General features: G+C 43.4%; 16 protein-coding genes and 1 riboswitch. Of the genes, 7 read left to right on the top strand and 9 right to left on the bottom strand.

Going from position 1 to position 16814, the window contains the following annotated elements:
* Nucleotides 1-192 precede the first annotated feature (192 nt).
* The 3 genes from dxs to IYN84_RS10805 form a co-directional block, all read right to left on the bottom strand.
* A complete protein-coding gene (gene dxs, locus IYN84_RS10815) occupies nucleotides 193-2052 on the bottom strand; it encodes a 1-deoxy-D-xylulose-5-phosphate synthase (RefSeq protein WP_246722853.1) in 1860 nt (619 codons plus the stop codon).
* A gap of 87 nt (nucleotides 2053-2139) precedes the next feature.
* A complete protein-coding gene (gene ispA, locus IYN84_RS10810; RefSeq protein ID WP_196139245.1) occupies nucleotides 2140-3030 on the bottom strand; it encodes a (2E,6E)-farnesyl diphosphate synthase in 891 nt (296 codons plus the stop codon).
* Nucleotides 3031-3114: 84 nt separating this feature from the next.
* Entirely contained in the window at nucleotides 3115-3342 is a 228-nt protein-coding gene (locus tag IYN84_RS10805) for an exodeoxyribonuclease VII small subunit (RefSeq protein WP_196139244.1), read from the bottom strand.
* Nucleotides 3343-3550: 208 nt separating this feature from the next.
* Between IYN84_RS10805 and pomA the strand changes: the two genes are divergently transcribed.
* Nucleotides 3551-4309: a flagellar motor protein PomA gene (gene pomA, locus IYN84_RS10800; RefSeq protein ID WP_196139243.1), complete on the top strand. Its 759-nt coding sequence runs from the start codon at nucleotides 3551-3553 to the stop codon at nucleotides 4307-4309.
* Between the two features lie 12 nt (nucleotides 4310-4321).
* Nucleotides 4322-5329: a MotB family protein gene (locus IYN84_RS10795; RefSeq protein WP_196139242.1), complete on the top strand. Its 1008-nt coding sequence runs from the start codon at nucleotides 4322-4324 to the stop codon at nucleotides 5327-5329.
* A gap of 83 nt (nucleotides 5330-5412) precedes the next feature.
* Here the strand turns inward: IYN84_RS10795 and IYN84_RS10790 are convergent, their stop codons facing one another.
* The 5 genes from IYN84_RS10790 to IYN84_RS10770 form a co-directional block, all read right to left on the bottom strand.
* Nucleotides 5413-5676, bottom strand: a complete 264-nt coding sequence (locus IYN84_RS10790; protein ID WP_196139241.1) for a terminase small subunit — start codon at nucleotides 5674-5676, stop codon at nucleotides 5413-5415.
* 105 nt (nucleotides 5677-5781) lie between these two features.
* Entirely contained in the window at nucleotides 5782-6618 is an 837-nt protein-coding gene (locus tag IYN84_RS10785) for a phosphotransferase (protein WP_196139240.1), read from the bottom strand.
* Nucleotides 6596-7207: a nicotinamide riboside transporter PnuC gene (gene pnuC / locus IYN84_RS10780; protein ID WP_196139239.1), complete on the bottom strand. Its 612-nt coding sequence runs from the start codon at nucleotides 7205-7207 to the stop codon at nucleotides 6596-6598. The genes IYN84_RS10785 and pnuC overlap by 23 nt, the downstream gene beginning before the upstream one ends.
* A gap of 9 nt (nucleotides 7208-7216) precedes the next feature.
* Nucleotides 7217-7474: a YkoF family thiamine/hydroxymethylpyrimidine-binding protein gene (locus IYN84_RS10775; RefSeq protein ID WP_196139238.1), complete on the bottom strand. Its 258-nt coding sequence runs from the start codon at nucleotides 7472-7474 to the stop codon at nucleotides 7217-7219.
* Nucleotides 7475-7535: 61 nt separating this feature from the next.
* Nucleotides 7536-9794: a TonB-dependent receptor gene (locus IYN84_RS10770; protein WP_371734855.1), complete on the bottom strand. Its 2259-nt coding sequence runs from the start codon at nucleotides 9792-9794 to the stop codon at nucleotides 7536-7538.
* A 169-nt stretch (nucleotides 9795-9963) separates the two neighbouring features.
* A riboswitch (TPP riboswitch) is annotated at nucleotides 9964-10100 on the bottom strand.
* Between the two features lie 287 nt (nucleotides 10101-10387).
* Between IYN84_RS10770 and IYN84_RS10765 the strand changes: the two genes are divergently transcribed.
* From IYN84_RS10765 to IYN84_RS10745, 5 genes are all read left to right on the top strand, one after another.
* Complete coding sequence (locus IYN84_RS10765) at nucleotides 10388-12880, top strand: PQQ-dependent sugar dehydrogenase (protein WP_196139236.1); 2493 nt, start codon at nucleotides 10388-10390, stop codon at nucleotides 12878-12880.
* A 253-nt stretch (nucleotides 12881-13133) separates the two neighbouring features.
* Nucleotides 13134-13565: a hypothetical protein gene (locus IYN84_RS10760; RefSeq protein WP_196139235.1), complete on the top strand. Its 432-nt coding sequence runs from the start codon at nucleotides 13134-13136 to the stop codon at nucleotides 13563-13565.
* Between the two features lie 403 nt (nucleotides 13566-13968).
* Complete coding sequence (locus tag IYN84_RS10755; RefSeq protein WP_196139234.1) at nucleotides 13969-14652, top strand: hypothetical protein; 684 nt, start codon at nucleotides 13969-13971, stop codon at nucleotides 14650-14652.
* Between the two features lie 42 nt (nucleotides 14653-14694).
* Nucleotides 14695-15033, top strand: a complete 339-nt coding sequence (gene glnK, locus IYN84_RS10750; RefSeq protein ID WP_196139233.1) for a P-II family nitrogen regulator — start codon at nucleotides 14695-14697, stop codon at nucleotides 15031-15033.
* Between the two features lie 60 nt (nucleotides 15034-15093).
* Nucleotides 15094-16356: an ammonium transporter gene (locus IYN84_RS10745; RefSeq protein WP_196139232.1), complete on the top strand. Its 1263-nt coding sequence runs from the start codon at nucleotides 15094-15096 to the stop codon at nucleotides 16354-16356.
* A 154-nt stretch (nucleotides 16357-16510) separates the two neighbouring features.
* Here IYN84_RS10745 and IYN84_RS10740 read toward each other — a convergent pair whose 3' ends face one another.
* Nucleotides 16511-16726, bottom strand: a complete 216-nt coding sequence (locus IYN84_RS10740; protein ID WP_196139231.1) for a hypothetical protein — start codon at nucleotides 16724-16726, stop codon at nucleotides 16511-16513.
* Nucleotides 16727-16814: the final 88 nt, after the last annotated feature.

Raw genomic sequence — 16814 nt, 5'->3', positions numbered from 1 at the left:
CAGAAAATGTTAGCGAGTGCTAGAAACTAGTCCCCGATTTGATGCTCAGGTTATCCTAAGCTTGGCAAGGTATCAATACTGACAGTAGTGAACCAGCGGCTGCTGTTTGCAGGTGAGTAATAGTGCATAAACCAAAAAGCCGCCGACAGCTTTTGCTACCAGCGGCTTTACCCGTTATTTGCCCGGTTATCACTATTTGTTGATACTGGCCAGGATGCCTGCTTTATCCAAACCACAGCGCGATAGCAAATCGGATGGATCGCCGTGTTCAACAAATCTGTCCGGCAACCCAAGGTGAAAGACAGGCATTGCTACCTTTTTTGAACTAAGAAATTCAGCGACTGAACTTCCTGCACCACCGGCAATTGCGTTTTCTTCAATGGTAACCAGCTTTTCATGACTTTCCGCCAGCGTAAGGATTAGATCTTCGTCCAGTGGTTTGACAAATCGCATATCGACCAAAGTTGCGTTTATTTCATCCGCCACCAGCGCTGCTGTTTGTAACAAACTTCCAAAAACCAGGATCGCAACCTTTTCGCCGCTGCGCCTGACGATGCCTCTACCTATCTCGATAGTGTCCAGAGATTCACCTGCATCAATACCCGTTCCCGCACCACGAGGATAACGTACCGCCGCAGGCCCCTCGTATTCGTATCCGGTGGACAACATCAGACGGCATTCCTTCTCATCCGATGGAGTCATGATGACCATGTTCGGAATACAGCGTAAATAGCTTAAGTCAAAAGAGCCATGATGAGTTGCACCATCTCCGCCCACCAGGCCACCGCGATCGATAGCAAACAGGACATCCAGATTTTGTAGGGCCACATCATGAATCAACTGATCATAACCGCGTTGTAAGAAGGAGCCATAAATGGCACACACTGGCTTAGCACCTTCACAAGCCATTCCGGCTGCCAGAGTCACTGCATGCTGCTCTGCGATTCCGACATCAAAATAACGCTCGGGGAATTGGCGGGAAAAAGCGATCAGATCAGAACCTTCTCGCATCGCAGGTGTGATACCCATGAGGTGCTCATCTTTGCTTGCCATATCACACAGCCACTTGCCGAAAATATTTGAGTAAGTGAGTTTCTTTTTAACAATGGGAAGTTCTTTATCTTGTGGATTAAACACTGGCACCGCATGATACTTGATTGGATCTTTTTCCGCGGGCTCGAACCCTTTGCCTTTACGTGTCACCACATGCAAAAGCTGTGGGCCCTTGAGTGCTTTAATATTCTCGATGGTTGTCAGTAACGTCGGTATATTATGGCCATCAATTGGACCAATATAGTTAAAACCCAGTTCTTCAAATAAAGTTCCTGGCAACACCATTCCCTTCATATGCTCTTCAACCCGGTGCGCCCACTCAGATATGGTAGGCATGTTCTGTAAAACCTTTTTACCGCCTTCCTTTACGCTGGAATAGAATTTGCCGGATAACACTTTGGCCAGATAGTTATTCAGTCCACCGACATTCTCAGAAATCGACATGTCATTATCATTCAGGATAACCGTCAGGTTTGCATCCAGATCGGCTGCGTGATTGAGCGCTTCAAATGCCATGCCAGCAGTCATTGCGCCATCACCGATAACAGCGACGAATCGCCGCTCATCACCTCTTGCCTTGGCAGCGACCGCCATACCCAGAGCTGCACTGATGGAAGTGCTGGAGTGCCCTACACCAAAGCAGTCATATTCACTTTCGAAACGGCTTGGGAATGGGTGAAGACCGTCAGTTTGACGGATTGAAACCAGCTCTTCTTTGCGTCCGGTAAGCACTTTGTGTGGGTAAGCCTGATGACCTACATCCCAGACAATTTTGTCGGTAGGCGTATTAAACAAATAATGGAGTACCACCGTCAGCTCAACAGTGCCCAAGCCAGCAGCAAAGTGCCCACCACATTGACTGGTAGATTCGATTAAAAACGCCCTGAGTTCCGAGCATACAGCTTCCAACTCACTTTTATCCAGTTGACGCAAATCTGCAGGCCAATTAATTTTGGCAAGATTGGGGTACTTTTCCGGATTACACAAATTTGACTTCATCAACATATCTCAAATCGTCACTATTTCTCGCTTGTAAAGATAGTAAGTACTTAATACCTTCGTTACATTTCAGCACGCAAATGCCAGTTAAAAATCCCTTTGAATAATATAGCGAGCAAAATTGGCTAAATTATCGCTTTTATAGGGCAGTTCATGCAAGGCTTCCAAGCTCTGTTCTACCAGCTCTGCGGCTCGGCGCTTGGCTCCTTCAAGGCCGAGCAGTGCCGGAAAAGTCGACTTGTTTTTCTCCAGATCGGAGCCTTGCGGCTTGCCCAGTGTCTCGGTATCTGACTCAATATCCAAAATATCATCCCTTATCTGAAAGGCTAACCCGAGAGATTGGCTATAGATACTGAGTTTTTTCGCGACCTGTTGATCATTGATTTCCGAGCAGTAATATCCCAACAACACTGAAATATCAATTAATGCGCCAGTTTTCATTCGATGCATTGACTCCAATGTCTCAATATCGGTTTTTTTGTTTGTAAGAGCCAGATCAATTGCCTGACCTCCGCCCATTCCCAGAGAACCACTGGCTTTGGCTAACTCGACGATCATCTTTAAACGGGTCACAGGCCGAACAGCCAAATCATCAGAACTGGCCAGGAGTTCAAATGCCAGCGTCTGCAATGCATCTCCAGCGAGCACGGCTGTCGCTTCGTCAAATGCCACATGGCAGGTTGGAATTCCACGCCTCAAATCATCATCATCCATACAGGGTAAATCATCGTGAATCAGTGAATACGCATGAATTAGCTCTACTGCGATAGCCGGGACATTCAGGGCCGGACGCTCAAGGCCCAGCATTTCACCTGTGGCAAATACCAACGCCGGTCGCAACCTTTTCCCGGGATTGAGCGCTGAATGCCGCATGGCTTCATGTAATCGCTGAGGAATTGTTGTTGCCGCAGGTAAATAGTGATCCAGCAGTTGATTAGTATCACGCTGAACTGATTCAAGAAAGTGGCGATGTGGCATGTCTTATATTAACCTGAGAACTTTTCTACCTGAGTAGTTTTAATCTGATAAACCCGACTTTTGACGCTGACTCGAGCAGTCAGCTTACTCAGCATCTTCTCTGAAATCCTGAAGTAACTCATTGTCCTGACTCAAAATCTGCACTTTCTGCTGAGCCTGATCCAACGCTTTCTGACATTCGCGAGTCAGTTTCACTCCCTGCTCAAAGCGGGTAAGAGACTCTTCCAGAGAAAGCTCTCCTTGTTCAAGACTATCGACAATTGCCTCCAACTGGCTGAGCTGCTCTTCAAAGGTCACTTTTTTGGTCGCCATAATCACAATTGCCTCACACAGAAAAATGGGGCGATATTGTCGCTCATTTCACCTAAGAAAGGAACAATTGTCCGATTTAATTGGAGAATTTATGCCATTCACTGGAATTGTCAGGAATCTCGGCTAACCTTTGAATATGAAAGAGAAAAAATAAAATTGTGACTCTGTTTCAAGTCACAATTGGCTGAAATTAAGAGGCTTTAACAACTTGGATTTAGCAACACTGGTAGGGCTGATAGGTGCCATCGGGATGATATTGATGGCAATGCTCCTTAGTGGGAACATTACAACCTTTATCGATATCCCCTCTATCCTAATCGTAGTCGTTGGTACTCACTTTGTTGTGCTAATGAAATATTCGCTGAGCGACTTCCTCTCCGCCGCTTCATCCGGCATGAAAGTTCTGTCGTTCAAGTCTCCCGATTGTGATGAACTTATTGAAAAAATAGTTGAACTAGCCGACATGGCACGCAAGAGTGGTCTACTGGCACTCGAGAGCGCAGAAATCCCCGATCCCTTTATGAAAAAAGGTATCGGTCTGCTGGTGGATGGCCATGACGGCGAAGTGGTTAAAACCATTCTCGAAAAGGATTTAAAAATGGCATCGGAGCGGCACCAAAATGGAGCCGGCGTTTTTAAATCAATGGCTGATATTGCCCCTGCAATGGGCATGATTGGTACGCTAATTGGGCTGGTAGCGATGCTCTCAAATATGGATGATCCGAAAACGATAGGCCCTTCAATGGCGGTCGCCTTGCTGACCACCATGTACGGAGCAATGATGGCTAATATGATCGGTATTCCCATTTGCGACAAGCTAAACCTTCGCGATGGCGAGGAAAAGCTCGCTCGCAGACTGGTTATTGATGGGCTGCTCGGCATTCAAGCTGGTCAGAACCCGCGCGTCATTGAGCAGGTACTACATGGTTACCTTGCTGAAGGTAAACGTCCTTCCGCTGAAGACTAGGTAAGAAACTCGATGGAAGAAGAAGAGTGTAAATGCCCCCCCGAAGGACTCCCTGGTTATATGGGGACCTTTGCTGATTTGATGGCACTGCTTTTGTGCTTTTTTGTACTCCTCTTGTCCTTTTCAGAAATGGATGTACTCAAGTTTAAACAAATAGCCGGTTCAATGCGATTTGCGTTTGGCGTCCAAAACAAACTTGAGGTTCGAGATATTCCCAAGGGCACCAGTATTATTGCGAGAGAGTTTTCTCCCGGAAAGCCTCGCCCGACTGTAATCGACTCCATCATGCAACAAACAATTGAAGTGACTAAAGAAACTTTGGAGTTTGATGAGCCAGAAAAAGAAGAATCTCAGGAAGGTGAAGGAGAAGAGCCGAACAAGGGAGATGGCATTGAAGATATCCAGTATGGGGTAAAGGATTCTACTTTTGAAACGCCGGAAGAAAAAGCCGCACGTGAAGCGGCCGAACAGGCTGCGGCAGAAGTTTTGGCGCAAGCTATAGCTATCGACTTACAGAAAGAAATCATTGACGGTCAAATTGAGCTTCTTGCCAAAGGCGCGATGGTAGTAATTCGAATCAGAGAAAAGGGCTCCTTTGCGTCGGCTTCAGACACAATCGAGGAACAATTTCTTCCCGTATTACATAAAATTGAAACTATCCTGGCTGAAACCAATGGTGAAATAAGGGTCGCTGGACATACCGACAACTTGCCAATCAATAATGAGTATTTTCGTTCAAACTGGGAACTGTCAGGTGCTCGCGCAGGCTCGGTTACGCGGGAATTATTAAAAAGCGGGCTACTCGACAGAAACCGTTTTGTTATTAACGGCTATGCCGACACTAAACCAATTGCCACTAATGATACGATAGAGGGACGAGCGACAAACAGAAGAGTAGAGGTCGTAATCGTTCAAGGGCAAAACACTCCTGGTCAGGTTGTTGGAGTAGGAATCAAGGAAAGCGCTGAGAACCAGGAACAGCCTTCTGAAAGTGAATCTGAAGAAGAGCAAAACGAATAAAATCACTGGAATTACCAGCTAAGCTCGTGCCAACAATTACACCTGGTTCCGTAAATCGGACATTTGAAATCTAAAAAGGCCTTCTAATCATTTTTAGGGAAGTGTTCACTGTACCACTGCTTAACCTGAGTCAGATCAAATAGCCACTCATGAGTTGAATCGCCCCGCTGTTCTACCGGCATTCCATCTCGTATCCAGCGCTCAACGGTAGTAATGGTAACATCCATCACACTGGCAAGAGAATCCTTCCCACAAACTTTATCATTCGGAGAGTAATTGAATTGCTGATGAATTGTTGTTTTATTTTGCCGACGCTTGGCACGACGTAGATAATTGGAACTTCTCATAACTCACTCATCTGACCTCGACACACTTATTAACTATAGTTCAATTTATTTATTCTCGATGGGATAAAAAGATTGAATCAATTAAATATGTGACAAGCGGCAGACTTATTCGTTACGAGATTCCCAGAATTCTGTTATTTGATTATATAAAAGTTTCATCTCATGAAATTTTTCTATATGAAAATAAGTATCCAGCTGACCACTGTAGGTTTCGAGCAAATAGGATTCCTGCTTTTCATTTAGCTGGAAATTAATGCTCACCCCCGCCAGATCAAACAAAGGATCACCAATACATGCGTACTCCCAGTCGACCAGATAAATTTCATCTCCAATCAACAAATTACCCGGCGAGATGTCATTGTGGCAGGTATTACTGGCATTAAAACTACGACAGAATTTCAAAGCCTGCTTATAACTTTCCTGAAAATTACTTTTTCGCTTCGGATTATATTTCACTGCCAGATGATAATAGGTTTCAAGGTGACGTGTAATATCAAGGAACGGAAGGGTACTGATATCTTTATGTAGCACTGAAAAGAAATGACATAACTTTTCGACAAAAATTTCTGAGTTAAAGTTATCATGCTTCGAATTTACCGCATCAATCCAGCTAAACAACCTTATATCATTTGAATCCAACAAACACTCAGGTACCCAAAAAGCGAGTTTGTTATTTTCTGCAATCACTTTGCTCACCGGAACAAATCTTCCTCCTGGCAATCTCTCAATTTTGTTGGGATCAACCAGTTGTACGAAGTACTTGTCCCGACCAATATTCAGTTTGTAGTTATAGTTAGTGATCCCGCCGCCAATAGGCATCCAGTTAATCCGGTCGAGGCACATTTCAAAATTTTCAGGATCCTGTAAAGATAGCGTTGCCACCATCTTATACCAGCTATACTCAGAAAATTGCCACCAATCAGGGGGTAGAATACTTATCAAGGTGTTTCTTCCATTGTAGCCATCCAAACACTGCCATTATTGTGTAGGCCGCAAAAAGCAGTCCTGTCACTAAAAACTCTTTTTGTAAGTATAGATAAACTGATACAGAATCAATAACTATCCAATAAATCCAGTTTTCCAATATTTTCCGTGCGAGCAAAAAAGTAGCAAAGACCGCAAACCAGGTTACAGAAGAGTCAAGGTAAGCAAGACTTTGTGAAGTGTAGTTGTCGAGCAGATAACCGGAAACCAAGATCCCGGCAACTATAAAAACAATAAATGCCAGATGTTTTCTAACAGGCCAACGTTCAATCTTTTTATCTCCATCACGGTGTTCTCCTGTTTTCCACTGATACCAGCCATATATAGCCATTAACAGATAGTAGATATTTAATACCGATTGCATGAACAGGTTTACATCAAAAAATAATACTGAATATATTGCGGTACTGATAAATGCCGCTGGCCAGCACCATAAACTTTCCTTAATAGCCAAAAGAACATAGGCTATTGCAAAAACGACAGCGGCCCATTCCCAGATCGATGTTTGAACTAATTGCTCAGCAAATGCGTGTAATAAAATTTCCATTGAAAACGTTTACTGTCTGCTCGGAGCTACATCACTATTTAAAAATTTTGCAATAAAAACCTGCTTTCCATAAGTCTCAAATGAATATTTAACAATATTATTGACCACAGCCATCACGCTATCGAACTCGCCAAAAATCTGGGTACTCATAGTATTTGTAATACACTCTATTCTTTGATCATCATTAAGCCTTTTCACAATATCTTTAATGATAGTCAAAAAATCATCGTCTAACGGATACAAACTAAGTTCAACAGAAATTTTCATTATTTTTCCTCTTCCACCAATTACTTCTTACTTATTACTTATTGCTTAATTATTACTTACCTTACCACTGGTATGCCGCTCTTAGCCCCAGGATTTTTGGGGTTCCTAACTGAAAATAAGGTTCAAGCTCGTAGAATTTTCTCGGATCATTTCCAAAGCTTCCAAAGCCACGAGTGACTATATTTTCATTCCCCAGATTTCTCGCAAAGACTTCTAATTGCCAACTATCTGCCTGATAAGCGAGCGTTATATGATAAATATTATAATTGTCTGCCCTCACCTGGTGACGATCGGACAAATAAAAATCATCTTTTGATTCAAATTGGAAGTTCAGTGTCCACCAGTCATCCAGCAGGAAATCGGCCCCCACAACCCACTGACTTTCAGGTGCATGAGCCAACTGTCGACCAGTCAAATCAAATGCAACCGGAGGTTCAGCATTTAGATCGGCTTCAACATGAGTAAAACTTTGAAGTGAGTCAAACTTACTATCCAACAATGCGATACTTGCATAGTAGTGAGCCCAACTTAGTTCGCGCCATGAAATTTCAATTTCAGCACCGTAAGTCTTTGCGCCTTTTGCATTCAAAAAATAGTCAGTGAAATTACACGGGCATGAACCACCGTCCTGCAGGGTTTGTCCGTCAGCCAAAGAAGTCACATAAGACTGCTTTGATTGAATGTCATCTCGATCTTGATAGAAAAGTGAACTCTGTAATGTGATGGCATTTTCAGACCAATAGCCTTTTAGCCCGATTTCGTAATTCCACATTAATTCGGCATCATAGGCTCTCTGGTTTTCAGGCAGCATTTGAGAAGTGTTAAATCCGCCACCTTTATAGCCTCTTGAAATTAATCCGTAGGTCATCATTTGAGTAGAAGCTTGATATTCTACTGCAAGTTTTCCGCCCCAAAAACTTTCATTCAGTGCACTGAAATATCCTTCACTATCAAAATAATCTGCACCTATTTTTTCAAATCGCAAGCCACCACTAATCGTCCAGTCTGAAGATATTGCTTTATCATATTGACCATAAAGAGCAGAATTTCTTGTATCATAGTTATTACCAAAATCATTAATATTGAAAGTATACGTTCTTATTAATGAGACTGACTGATCACGAAAATAAGCTCCCAATACCCACCGGTCTCCTCCATTTTCGGCTTCCTCACTTTCATGATTTATCAGCCTGAAATCAAGACTCCAGTTATCATTATTTCGCAAATATTTATCAAAAGAAGAATACCACCAGTCAAATCCCCAACTATTGCTATCACAGGGAGTATTGTCACAAATCCCGGGATAACTCCAGTCTTCATCATATGCATAGGCCAGATCACTATCGACAAAAGCAAAGGTAGTCTCCAGCGAATATTCATTTTTATCAAATTTGGCTACTACTGAAGCCCCTAAGGTTTCTTGACGATCATATCCGGGTTCGTCTGAATAAGTTTGTCGATTGTTGTCCAGACTAAAGGCATCATAACCATTGTCAACATCAATCCAGATGAAATTACCTGATAAAGAAAAATCGCTATTTATCTTGTAACTTAAATTTAATTTTGCGCCTTGCTCATCAAAATTATTAGTATCGTCTCGATTTAGCGTCACGTTTTCAACATACCCATCACTTCTGTAATTTCCGTAGCTGATACGATAGCCGAAAGCTTCATTCACCTGCTCGCTTTTAACTAGCATAAATGATTGTCCATTGTAGGACTCGAAGCCGGCCGACACTTTCAGAAGAGACTCTTGCGGAGCAGCAGATACAATATTAATTAAACCTGCCAAAGCATTTGCGCCATAAACTGTTCCCTGAGGACCTCGAAGAATTTCTACTTGCTGTGTATCAAAAAGTAGCGCTCCTCCTGCCAATCCAGTCAAATCGATTCCGTCGACTATCACTCCCACCGAATAATTGATCGGCTCAACAAATTCACTCCTTTCTCCAACGCCTCGAATTTGTATAAAACGACCTCTGGAAGCGCCGCTGGAAAAATTAACATTAGGTGCCAGATTAAGAATTTCGGATAGATGGGTAGCATTATTCTTTCTTATTTTTTCTTCATCGATGATACTAACGCTGGCGGCTAGTCCTAGCTGACTTTCATTTAACAGATCCGCAGTCACAATTAACTTTCCATCATCGGCGGACTCCTTTTCAATCGAAAGCATGCCGCTGGAAGTCTGTTCATTAGCCAGCACAGAGCCGCTAAAACCTATTGCTAATAGACCAGCAATAACGGAACTCCACCCTGGTAATGTTGTACAATTTAAAAACGTTTTCTCTGGTTTAAACGAAAAAAATCTTATTCCCACATTGCCCACCATTTTTAATATTTCTTATAAAATAATTACCAGGCAAGATGCATAACTCTAATTGATTGCAAGTTTTCGGGAAGCAGAAGAAGTCAGATAGAAAATCAATGCTGAGCGGATAAAAATAGTCGTCCTTAAACCCTGCTCATTCGACATATGATTGATTTTATAGAAAACAAATTCCTGTCCCTACGCCAGCATCACCTGGATCAGGTTCAAAGGGTACACCCAGGATGTCCGCTCACTAGTACAAACAGAACCGGACATAGATATTCTCAGGCACTCATGCCTCCCCTCAGGATAGAGTTATTATAGAACATGTATCACTAAATAGTGAATCAATGGAACGCCTGGTTACTCGGCAAAAGAATTTTGTCAATCATAACACAAGTCGCCTCTGTACAATTATTGTACTCCTCTAGTAAGATAGACCTCTTAACACTTGGTCCCCTTAACGCTTGGTTTCAGGCGTTTTATTACTTTATAACTTTATTGCCTTAAAAATTGATTACCTTTAAAGAGAGTGCGCTGGACAGTCACTCCATAAAAGCAAGTTGCTATCCATGGATAGCCTATGACAAGGAGCTCTTGAAATGCTTGATAACTCTCGCTCGATATTTTTTTTACGACGCCCAATCTTGATTAACAACCTGACCTTGCTCCTCGGCCTGGCACTTATCCTGTCTATTGCCTGTGGAGGCGGCTCAGGTGGTGGCACTGAACCCCCAGAGCCTGTCGAAGATACGACCCCCGATAGTTTTAGCTTTTCCTCGCAGCAAACGACTTTAGCTTCCAGCTGGATTGAGTCTAACACCATCACTGTTACCGGCATTAACGCACCAGCCGACATTTCCATTAGTGGCGCTGGCGGCGAGTATCGGATCGGAGATGGGGCTTATTCAACGGATCCAGGCAACATTAATTCCGGGCAAACAGTTAGGCTGCGTTTAATGAGTTCCGCCACAGCAGGTCAGTCAGTTACCACAACTTTGACTATCGGTGGCATTAGCGCGAGCTTTACAGTATCAACCGTGTCACTTTTAGCTCGACAAAGCAATTCAAGCTGTATTGCTCCAGCACAAGCCGGTGGGCAAGGGGAAAGTAATATTCAACTGGAAAATGCTTTTCCGAATCTGCCCCCGATATATTCCGTGGTTGGCCTTTACCAAGCTCCCAATGATGATAGTCGATGGTATGTTATGACCCGCGGCGGTTTTGTCTATTGGTTTGATAACTCGCCAACCGCCAGTACTTTGCACGAATTTGCCGATATGAGTGAAAATCTGTATACCGCAGGCGAAGGCGGTTTACTCGGAATGGCATTTTCTCCCGACTACACAGTATCCGACGGTGGAAGAGTTTATTTTTCATATTTGGGTCAATATTTACAATCAACGATTAGTCGCATTGAGGATACAGGAACCTATCCTCTTCCCCGCGCCAATGAAGAAGTTCTGTTACAACTCTCGCAACCGGATGATAACCATAATGGCGGAAATATCGCATTCGGCCCTGACGGTTATCTTTATATTGCTTTCGGTGACGGCGGTGGTGCCGGAGATCAATACGGCAACGGTCAGAACCTGCAGACATTGCACGCGAGTATTTTGCGACTCGACGTAAGTGGCAATGAATATTCGATCCCGGCAGACAACCCCTTTGTAGGCAACGCGAATGCCTTGGATGAAATCTTTGCCTACGGGCTTCGCAATCCCTGGCGTTTTAGTTTTGACCCACAGGGAGGGCAGCTCTGGATAGGCGATGTTGGTCAGGGACAGTATGAAGAAGTCGATATAGTAACTGCCGGGAATAATCTGGGATGGCCGATAATGGAAGGCAATCATTGCTATCAAAATGCAGACTGTGACACTACAGGTTTAACACTACCGGTAACCGAATACAATCATGATAATGGAGACTGTTCAATTACCGGGGGACATGTTTATCGTGGCCAGTCTATTGCGTCACTACAAGGCCATTTTATCTACGGCGATTTTTGTACTGGAAGAATCTGGAGTACCTATAAATCTGGCGAAAATTATATCTCGCAGGAGTTACTGTTGGCAGGCACCAATATTGCCACTTTTGGACAGGGAAACGATGGCGAAGTCTATCCAGTTAGTTTTGGCGGAAGTGGAAATAGCGCAGTCATCTATCGACTGGTAGATCAGGGAGGCGGTGGGTCAAACATTCCGACTAACCTTTCTGACACTGGTTGCTTCGAGTCCACAGCGAGTAAAAGTTACGATCAGGGCGTTGTTCCATTTAATGTCAATGCCAAGCTTTGGTCTGATGGTGTCAATAAAACTCGCCACTTCGCAATTCCCGATGAAACAACCATCAGCGTACAGAATGACGGAGATTTTAGCTTTCCGGTAGGCTCTGTACTCATCAAAAACTTCATCTATGACAATCAATACCTGGAGACTCGCCTTTTTATGCACCATGAAAATGGCTGGGGTGGTTACAGTTATAAATGGAATGATGCTCAGTCTGATGCGCAACTCGTTGAAGGCAGTGATAGTGTGGTTATCGGAGACTTCGAGCATCTAATCCCTTCTCGAGGACAATGCTTCGAGTGTCATACCAGCGCGGCCGGAACTTCACTCGGGCCTGAAGCGAGTCAGCTAGATGGACAGATGACCTACCCCAATAGCAGAACAGGAAATCAACTTGATGCTCTGGTAGAAGCAGGATATCTGACAGATATGCCAACCGGTGAACAACTTGCAGAATTGGTGGACATCAATACTACCGAGGCTAGCATCTCGCTTCGGGCAAGAAGTTATCTTCATGCTAATTGTAGCGGATGTCACAGGCCTGGGGGTCCCGGTGGCTTTATGGATCTGCAGATTCGTACTGCTCTGGAAGATACTCAAACCTGTGATCAGGTACCTGCTAATGGCGACCTTGGAATTACCGACGCTCGAATTATTGCGCCAGGTGATCCTGCTCGCTCTGTGCTGCTGGCCAGAATGCAGTTGCTTGACAACAACCGTATGCCTCCTCTTGGCACTCAAATCGTGGATAGTGACGCAGTCAATATCATTTCCCAATGGATTAGCAGCTTGAGCAGCTGTCAGTAATCGAATGATTTGCCGCTGCGTATAGAAGTCTTTCGACCTTCAGTTTGAAAGTATTTTTTACGCAGCCAATCATGTTGCACTACAGAATTCACTCCATGAATTTTGAGAGCGTCAATCAGTCGACTGATTTTTCGAAATAGAAATTAAAGCACGCAACCAGTTCTATATTGTGACTTAATCCCCGCAATGATAAATAGAAATATTTATAATCCTGCAACTTTAATTTAATCGTCGAACTCTTACCGAGGATATTATGCAGTTAAAAAATATCATACTTGTTGCAGTGCTTTACTTCTTTTCCAGTAACGTGTTCTCAGCTAATCAATCGAAATCAAGCTTAAAACTTGGAGTCGCATACGATCTGGATATTGGTGTTAGCGCTCAGTATAAAGGTTATAGTTTTTTTGTTAATGGAGATGCGTTTGCTTTCGATGTTCGTGCGCAAAATTTTTATAACGATAATAAAAGTTTACATTTTTATGTGGACCTTGGAGGTTTTATAGAAAACTATGATGGCAATGATACGACTCGAGATGATAGTGCCGGTGTCCGAGCACCTATTGGTATGACTTTTGGTATTGCCAGAGATTTTCAAGCTTATATTCAAGCCGTACCAAATTATGACTTTTCCAATGAGGCAGGATTCGATGTGGATGGAGCAATTGGCATTCGTTATCGTTTCTAGTAATTTTCAGACACCCTGTTTTTTGAAATAATCGATTTGTTCTACCATTACAAATGGGTCAGGCTAAAACACTAGTTCTGACTCTTTTTTTTATTTTTTCTAGTATCGCAAATTTTCTACTCTACTTGTAAAAATCCAAATTTCGCTTTCACGATTTTTTTAACAAACAGTTCCTCCAACTATCAATACAATATTTCTTGTATTTTACAAAAAAGACGCACCAAAAGCGTAACGCCAATATTTTTTGTTTATATCAACAAGCATAATTTGGTGCATTCCTCTCGCGTCTAATAACAAAACCTTGCCTGATTTTCATTTAAACAAATGAAATTAAATGTTTTTTTAAAGTTGGCAAGCTTGCTGCAATAGCGAAGGTGCATTCAGACCAATAAAGGGGAAACCAATGAAGAGCACCAATAAAAAAATAAATGTTTGTCCAACAAACTCGAAGAATTTTCTACTCAAAACCTCCTGTTTAATTAGTTTACTACTTTGCCAAACAGTTTTTGCGGATGTAACCATGACCGGCGGCTTTGTATCCGACTACTATTTTCGAGGTTGGAATCTGGGTGATGGCGGCGCGTACGCCAGTGTCGACTATAGCCAGGACGGCTTTTATGCCGGTACCTGGTGGATTGATGATTCCACCGGCGGTAACGATGGACTAGAAACTGATTACTACCTCGGCTACGGTAAAGAGTATGATTCTTTTTCCTGGTCAGTCGGATACACACGTTATGAATACACTTACGTCAGCGACTTTGAACAGGAACTTTCTCTCAATTTAACTTACGGCGACTTTTCTTTCGATCTGATCAGCGGTGACGATGACGACGGTGCTATCGCTGAAGACTATTCGGTATTTGTTGCAACCTACAGCCACTCCGCTTTTGAACTCACACTTGGTGCAGGTGACTACAGCGATCTTGACGATGCGAGTTGGACCTGGGCTGAAGTTTCTTTTAGTTCTGAGTTAGCTAACGAAGTGTCTGCCAGTTTGCACCTTGGCATAAAAAGCGATGACCTTATTGGGTCACAAGATGATGGTTATATCTATTTGGATATAAGTAAGTCTTTTGATCTTTAGTTTTTATCCAGAAAAATTAAACCATCTAACAGGTAAAACGCTATGAAATTAGTTACAGCAATTATAAAACCTTTCAAGCTCGATGCAGTACGAGAAGCACTCTCGGATATTGGCGTTCAAGGCATTACCGTTACTGAAGTCAAAGGCTTTGGTCGTCAAAAAGGTCACGCCGAACTATATCGCGGTGCAGAGTACACCGTAGACTTTAACCCCAAAACAAAACTGGATGTCGCAGTGGATAATGATCAGTTGGAACTGGTTATAGAAACCATATGTAAGGAAGCGAAAAGTGGAAAAATAGGTGACGGCAAGATTTTTGTGATGGATTTGGAACAAGTGATTCGAATTCGTACCGGGGAAACAGGCGCTGAAGCCATCTAACTAAAAACACCAGCAATCAATGAATTACTCATTGAAATATTAATTCTTGGGAGTACTGCAATGCAGGAACAAATTTTTGAATTGCAATATGCAATTGATACATTTTATTTTTTAGTGATGGGCGCACTGGTTATGTGGATGGCAGCAGGATTTGCAATGCTAGAAGCGGGTCTGGTTCGAGCCAAAAACACAACTGAAATTCTAACGAAAAACGTCGCACTATTTGCGATAGCTTGCACCATGTACATGATATGCGGATATGAACTAATGTACGGTGGCGGCTGGTTCTTGTCGGGCGTCGATACGGTGGCCAACCTCGACGTAAAGGCCGCTTTGGATGCTTCAACCGCAAATGGTTTTGATGGCGACTCTGTCTATTCAAGCGCCTCAGATTTTTTCTTTCAGGTAGTCTTTGTTGCCACGGCGATGTCGATTGTTTCAGGGGCAGTGGCAGAAAGAATGAAACTCTGGTCCTTCCTTTTGTTCGCCGTATTCATGACAGGCCTTATCTATCCGCTTGAAGGAGGATGGACCTGGGGTGAGAAAAGTGTATTCGGACTCTATAGCTTAAGCTATAGCGATTATGCCGGTTCAGGTATTGTTCATATGGCGGGCGCTGCCGCAGCCTTAGCAGGCGTCTTACTGTTGGGTCCGCGAAAAGGCAAATACACTAGCAAGGGACAGGTAACAGCCATACCAGGAGCCAATCTACCGCTAGCAACATTAGGCACGTTTATCTTATGGATGGGCTGGTTCGGATTCAATGGTGGCTCCACACTAAAACTTGGAGGAATAGCGGTCGCAAACGAAGTAGCGAATGTTTTTCTTAATACCAACGCTGCTGCTTGCGGTGGCTTGATTGCTGCGCTATTAACCGCCAGAATTCTCTTTGGAAAAGCTGACCTTACAATGGCTCTTAATGGCGCCCTGGCGGGACTGGTTGCAATTACAGCTGAGCCCGCGGATCCAACAGCGGTATCGGCAACACTCATAGGCATGGTGGGCGGCGTACTGGTCGTTCTCAGTATCGTAGGACTGGATAAGCTAAAAATAGATGACCCTGTAGGCGCCATATCGGTACACGGCGTCGTAGGACTGTGGGGAATTTTTGCTGTGCTATTGACTGATCCTGAAGCGACATTTGTTGGCCAACTAGTCGGTGCACTAACTATTTTCATCTGGGTGTTTGTCGCCAGCGTTGCCGCCTGGTTTGTGATCAAAAAACTGGTGGGTATTCGCGTCAGTGAAGAAGAAGAACTTTCAGGCGTCGATTTATCAGAATGCGGAATGGAAGCCTACCCTGAGTTCTCCAGTAGCAAATAGAAAAGGAAATACGTTGTGGGAGACTCCAGCCGGAGTCTTCTGGTTCGCTACTATTCCGGTTCGCAACTATTCCGTTTCACGATAGTTTCATATAAAAACAACCGTATCAAAACAACATAGTTATTCTGTTGCTTAACGTCTGATGGGCATTGATTTATAGATCGATGACTTTCAAATCAACTTGGGTTTTAAAGGTTTTACGTTCTTGTATTTTTCTATCCATACGTTTATCAAGAATCACCTGTAGTTTCCTGACATCATCTATCGCCTGCGAAAGATCCAGTTCTCGAGTCACCTTGATTTGCCCTGCCAACCAGTCGCTAATCCGACCATCATCTAAAATTTTATCCTCGATTGTAGGGTATGTCATAACAGTTCTCCTGATTAGAGCGAATAGTTCAGTAACAATATTGAACTTTTCTAACGGTGATAAGAAGAAAAAACTTTGCTTGCGAACA

Origin of the sequence: Aliikangiella sp. G2MR2-5 (assembly GCF_015687155.1) — a bacterium.
Classification (GTDB): domain Bacteria; phylum Pseudomonadota; class Gammaproteobacteria; order Enterobacterales; family Kangiellaceae; genus Aliikangiella.
This window is presented reverse-complemented; position numbering and strand designations above follow the sequence as displayed.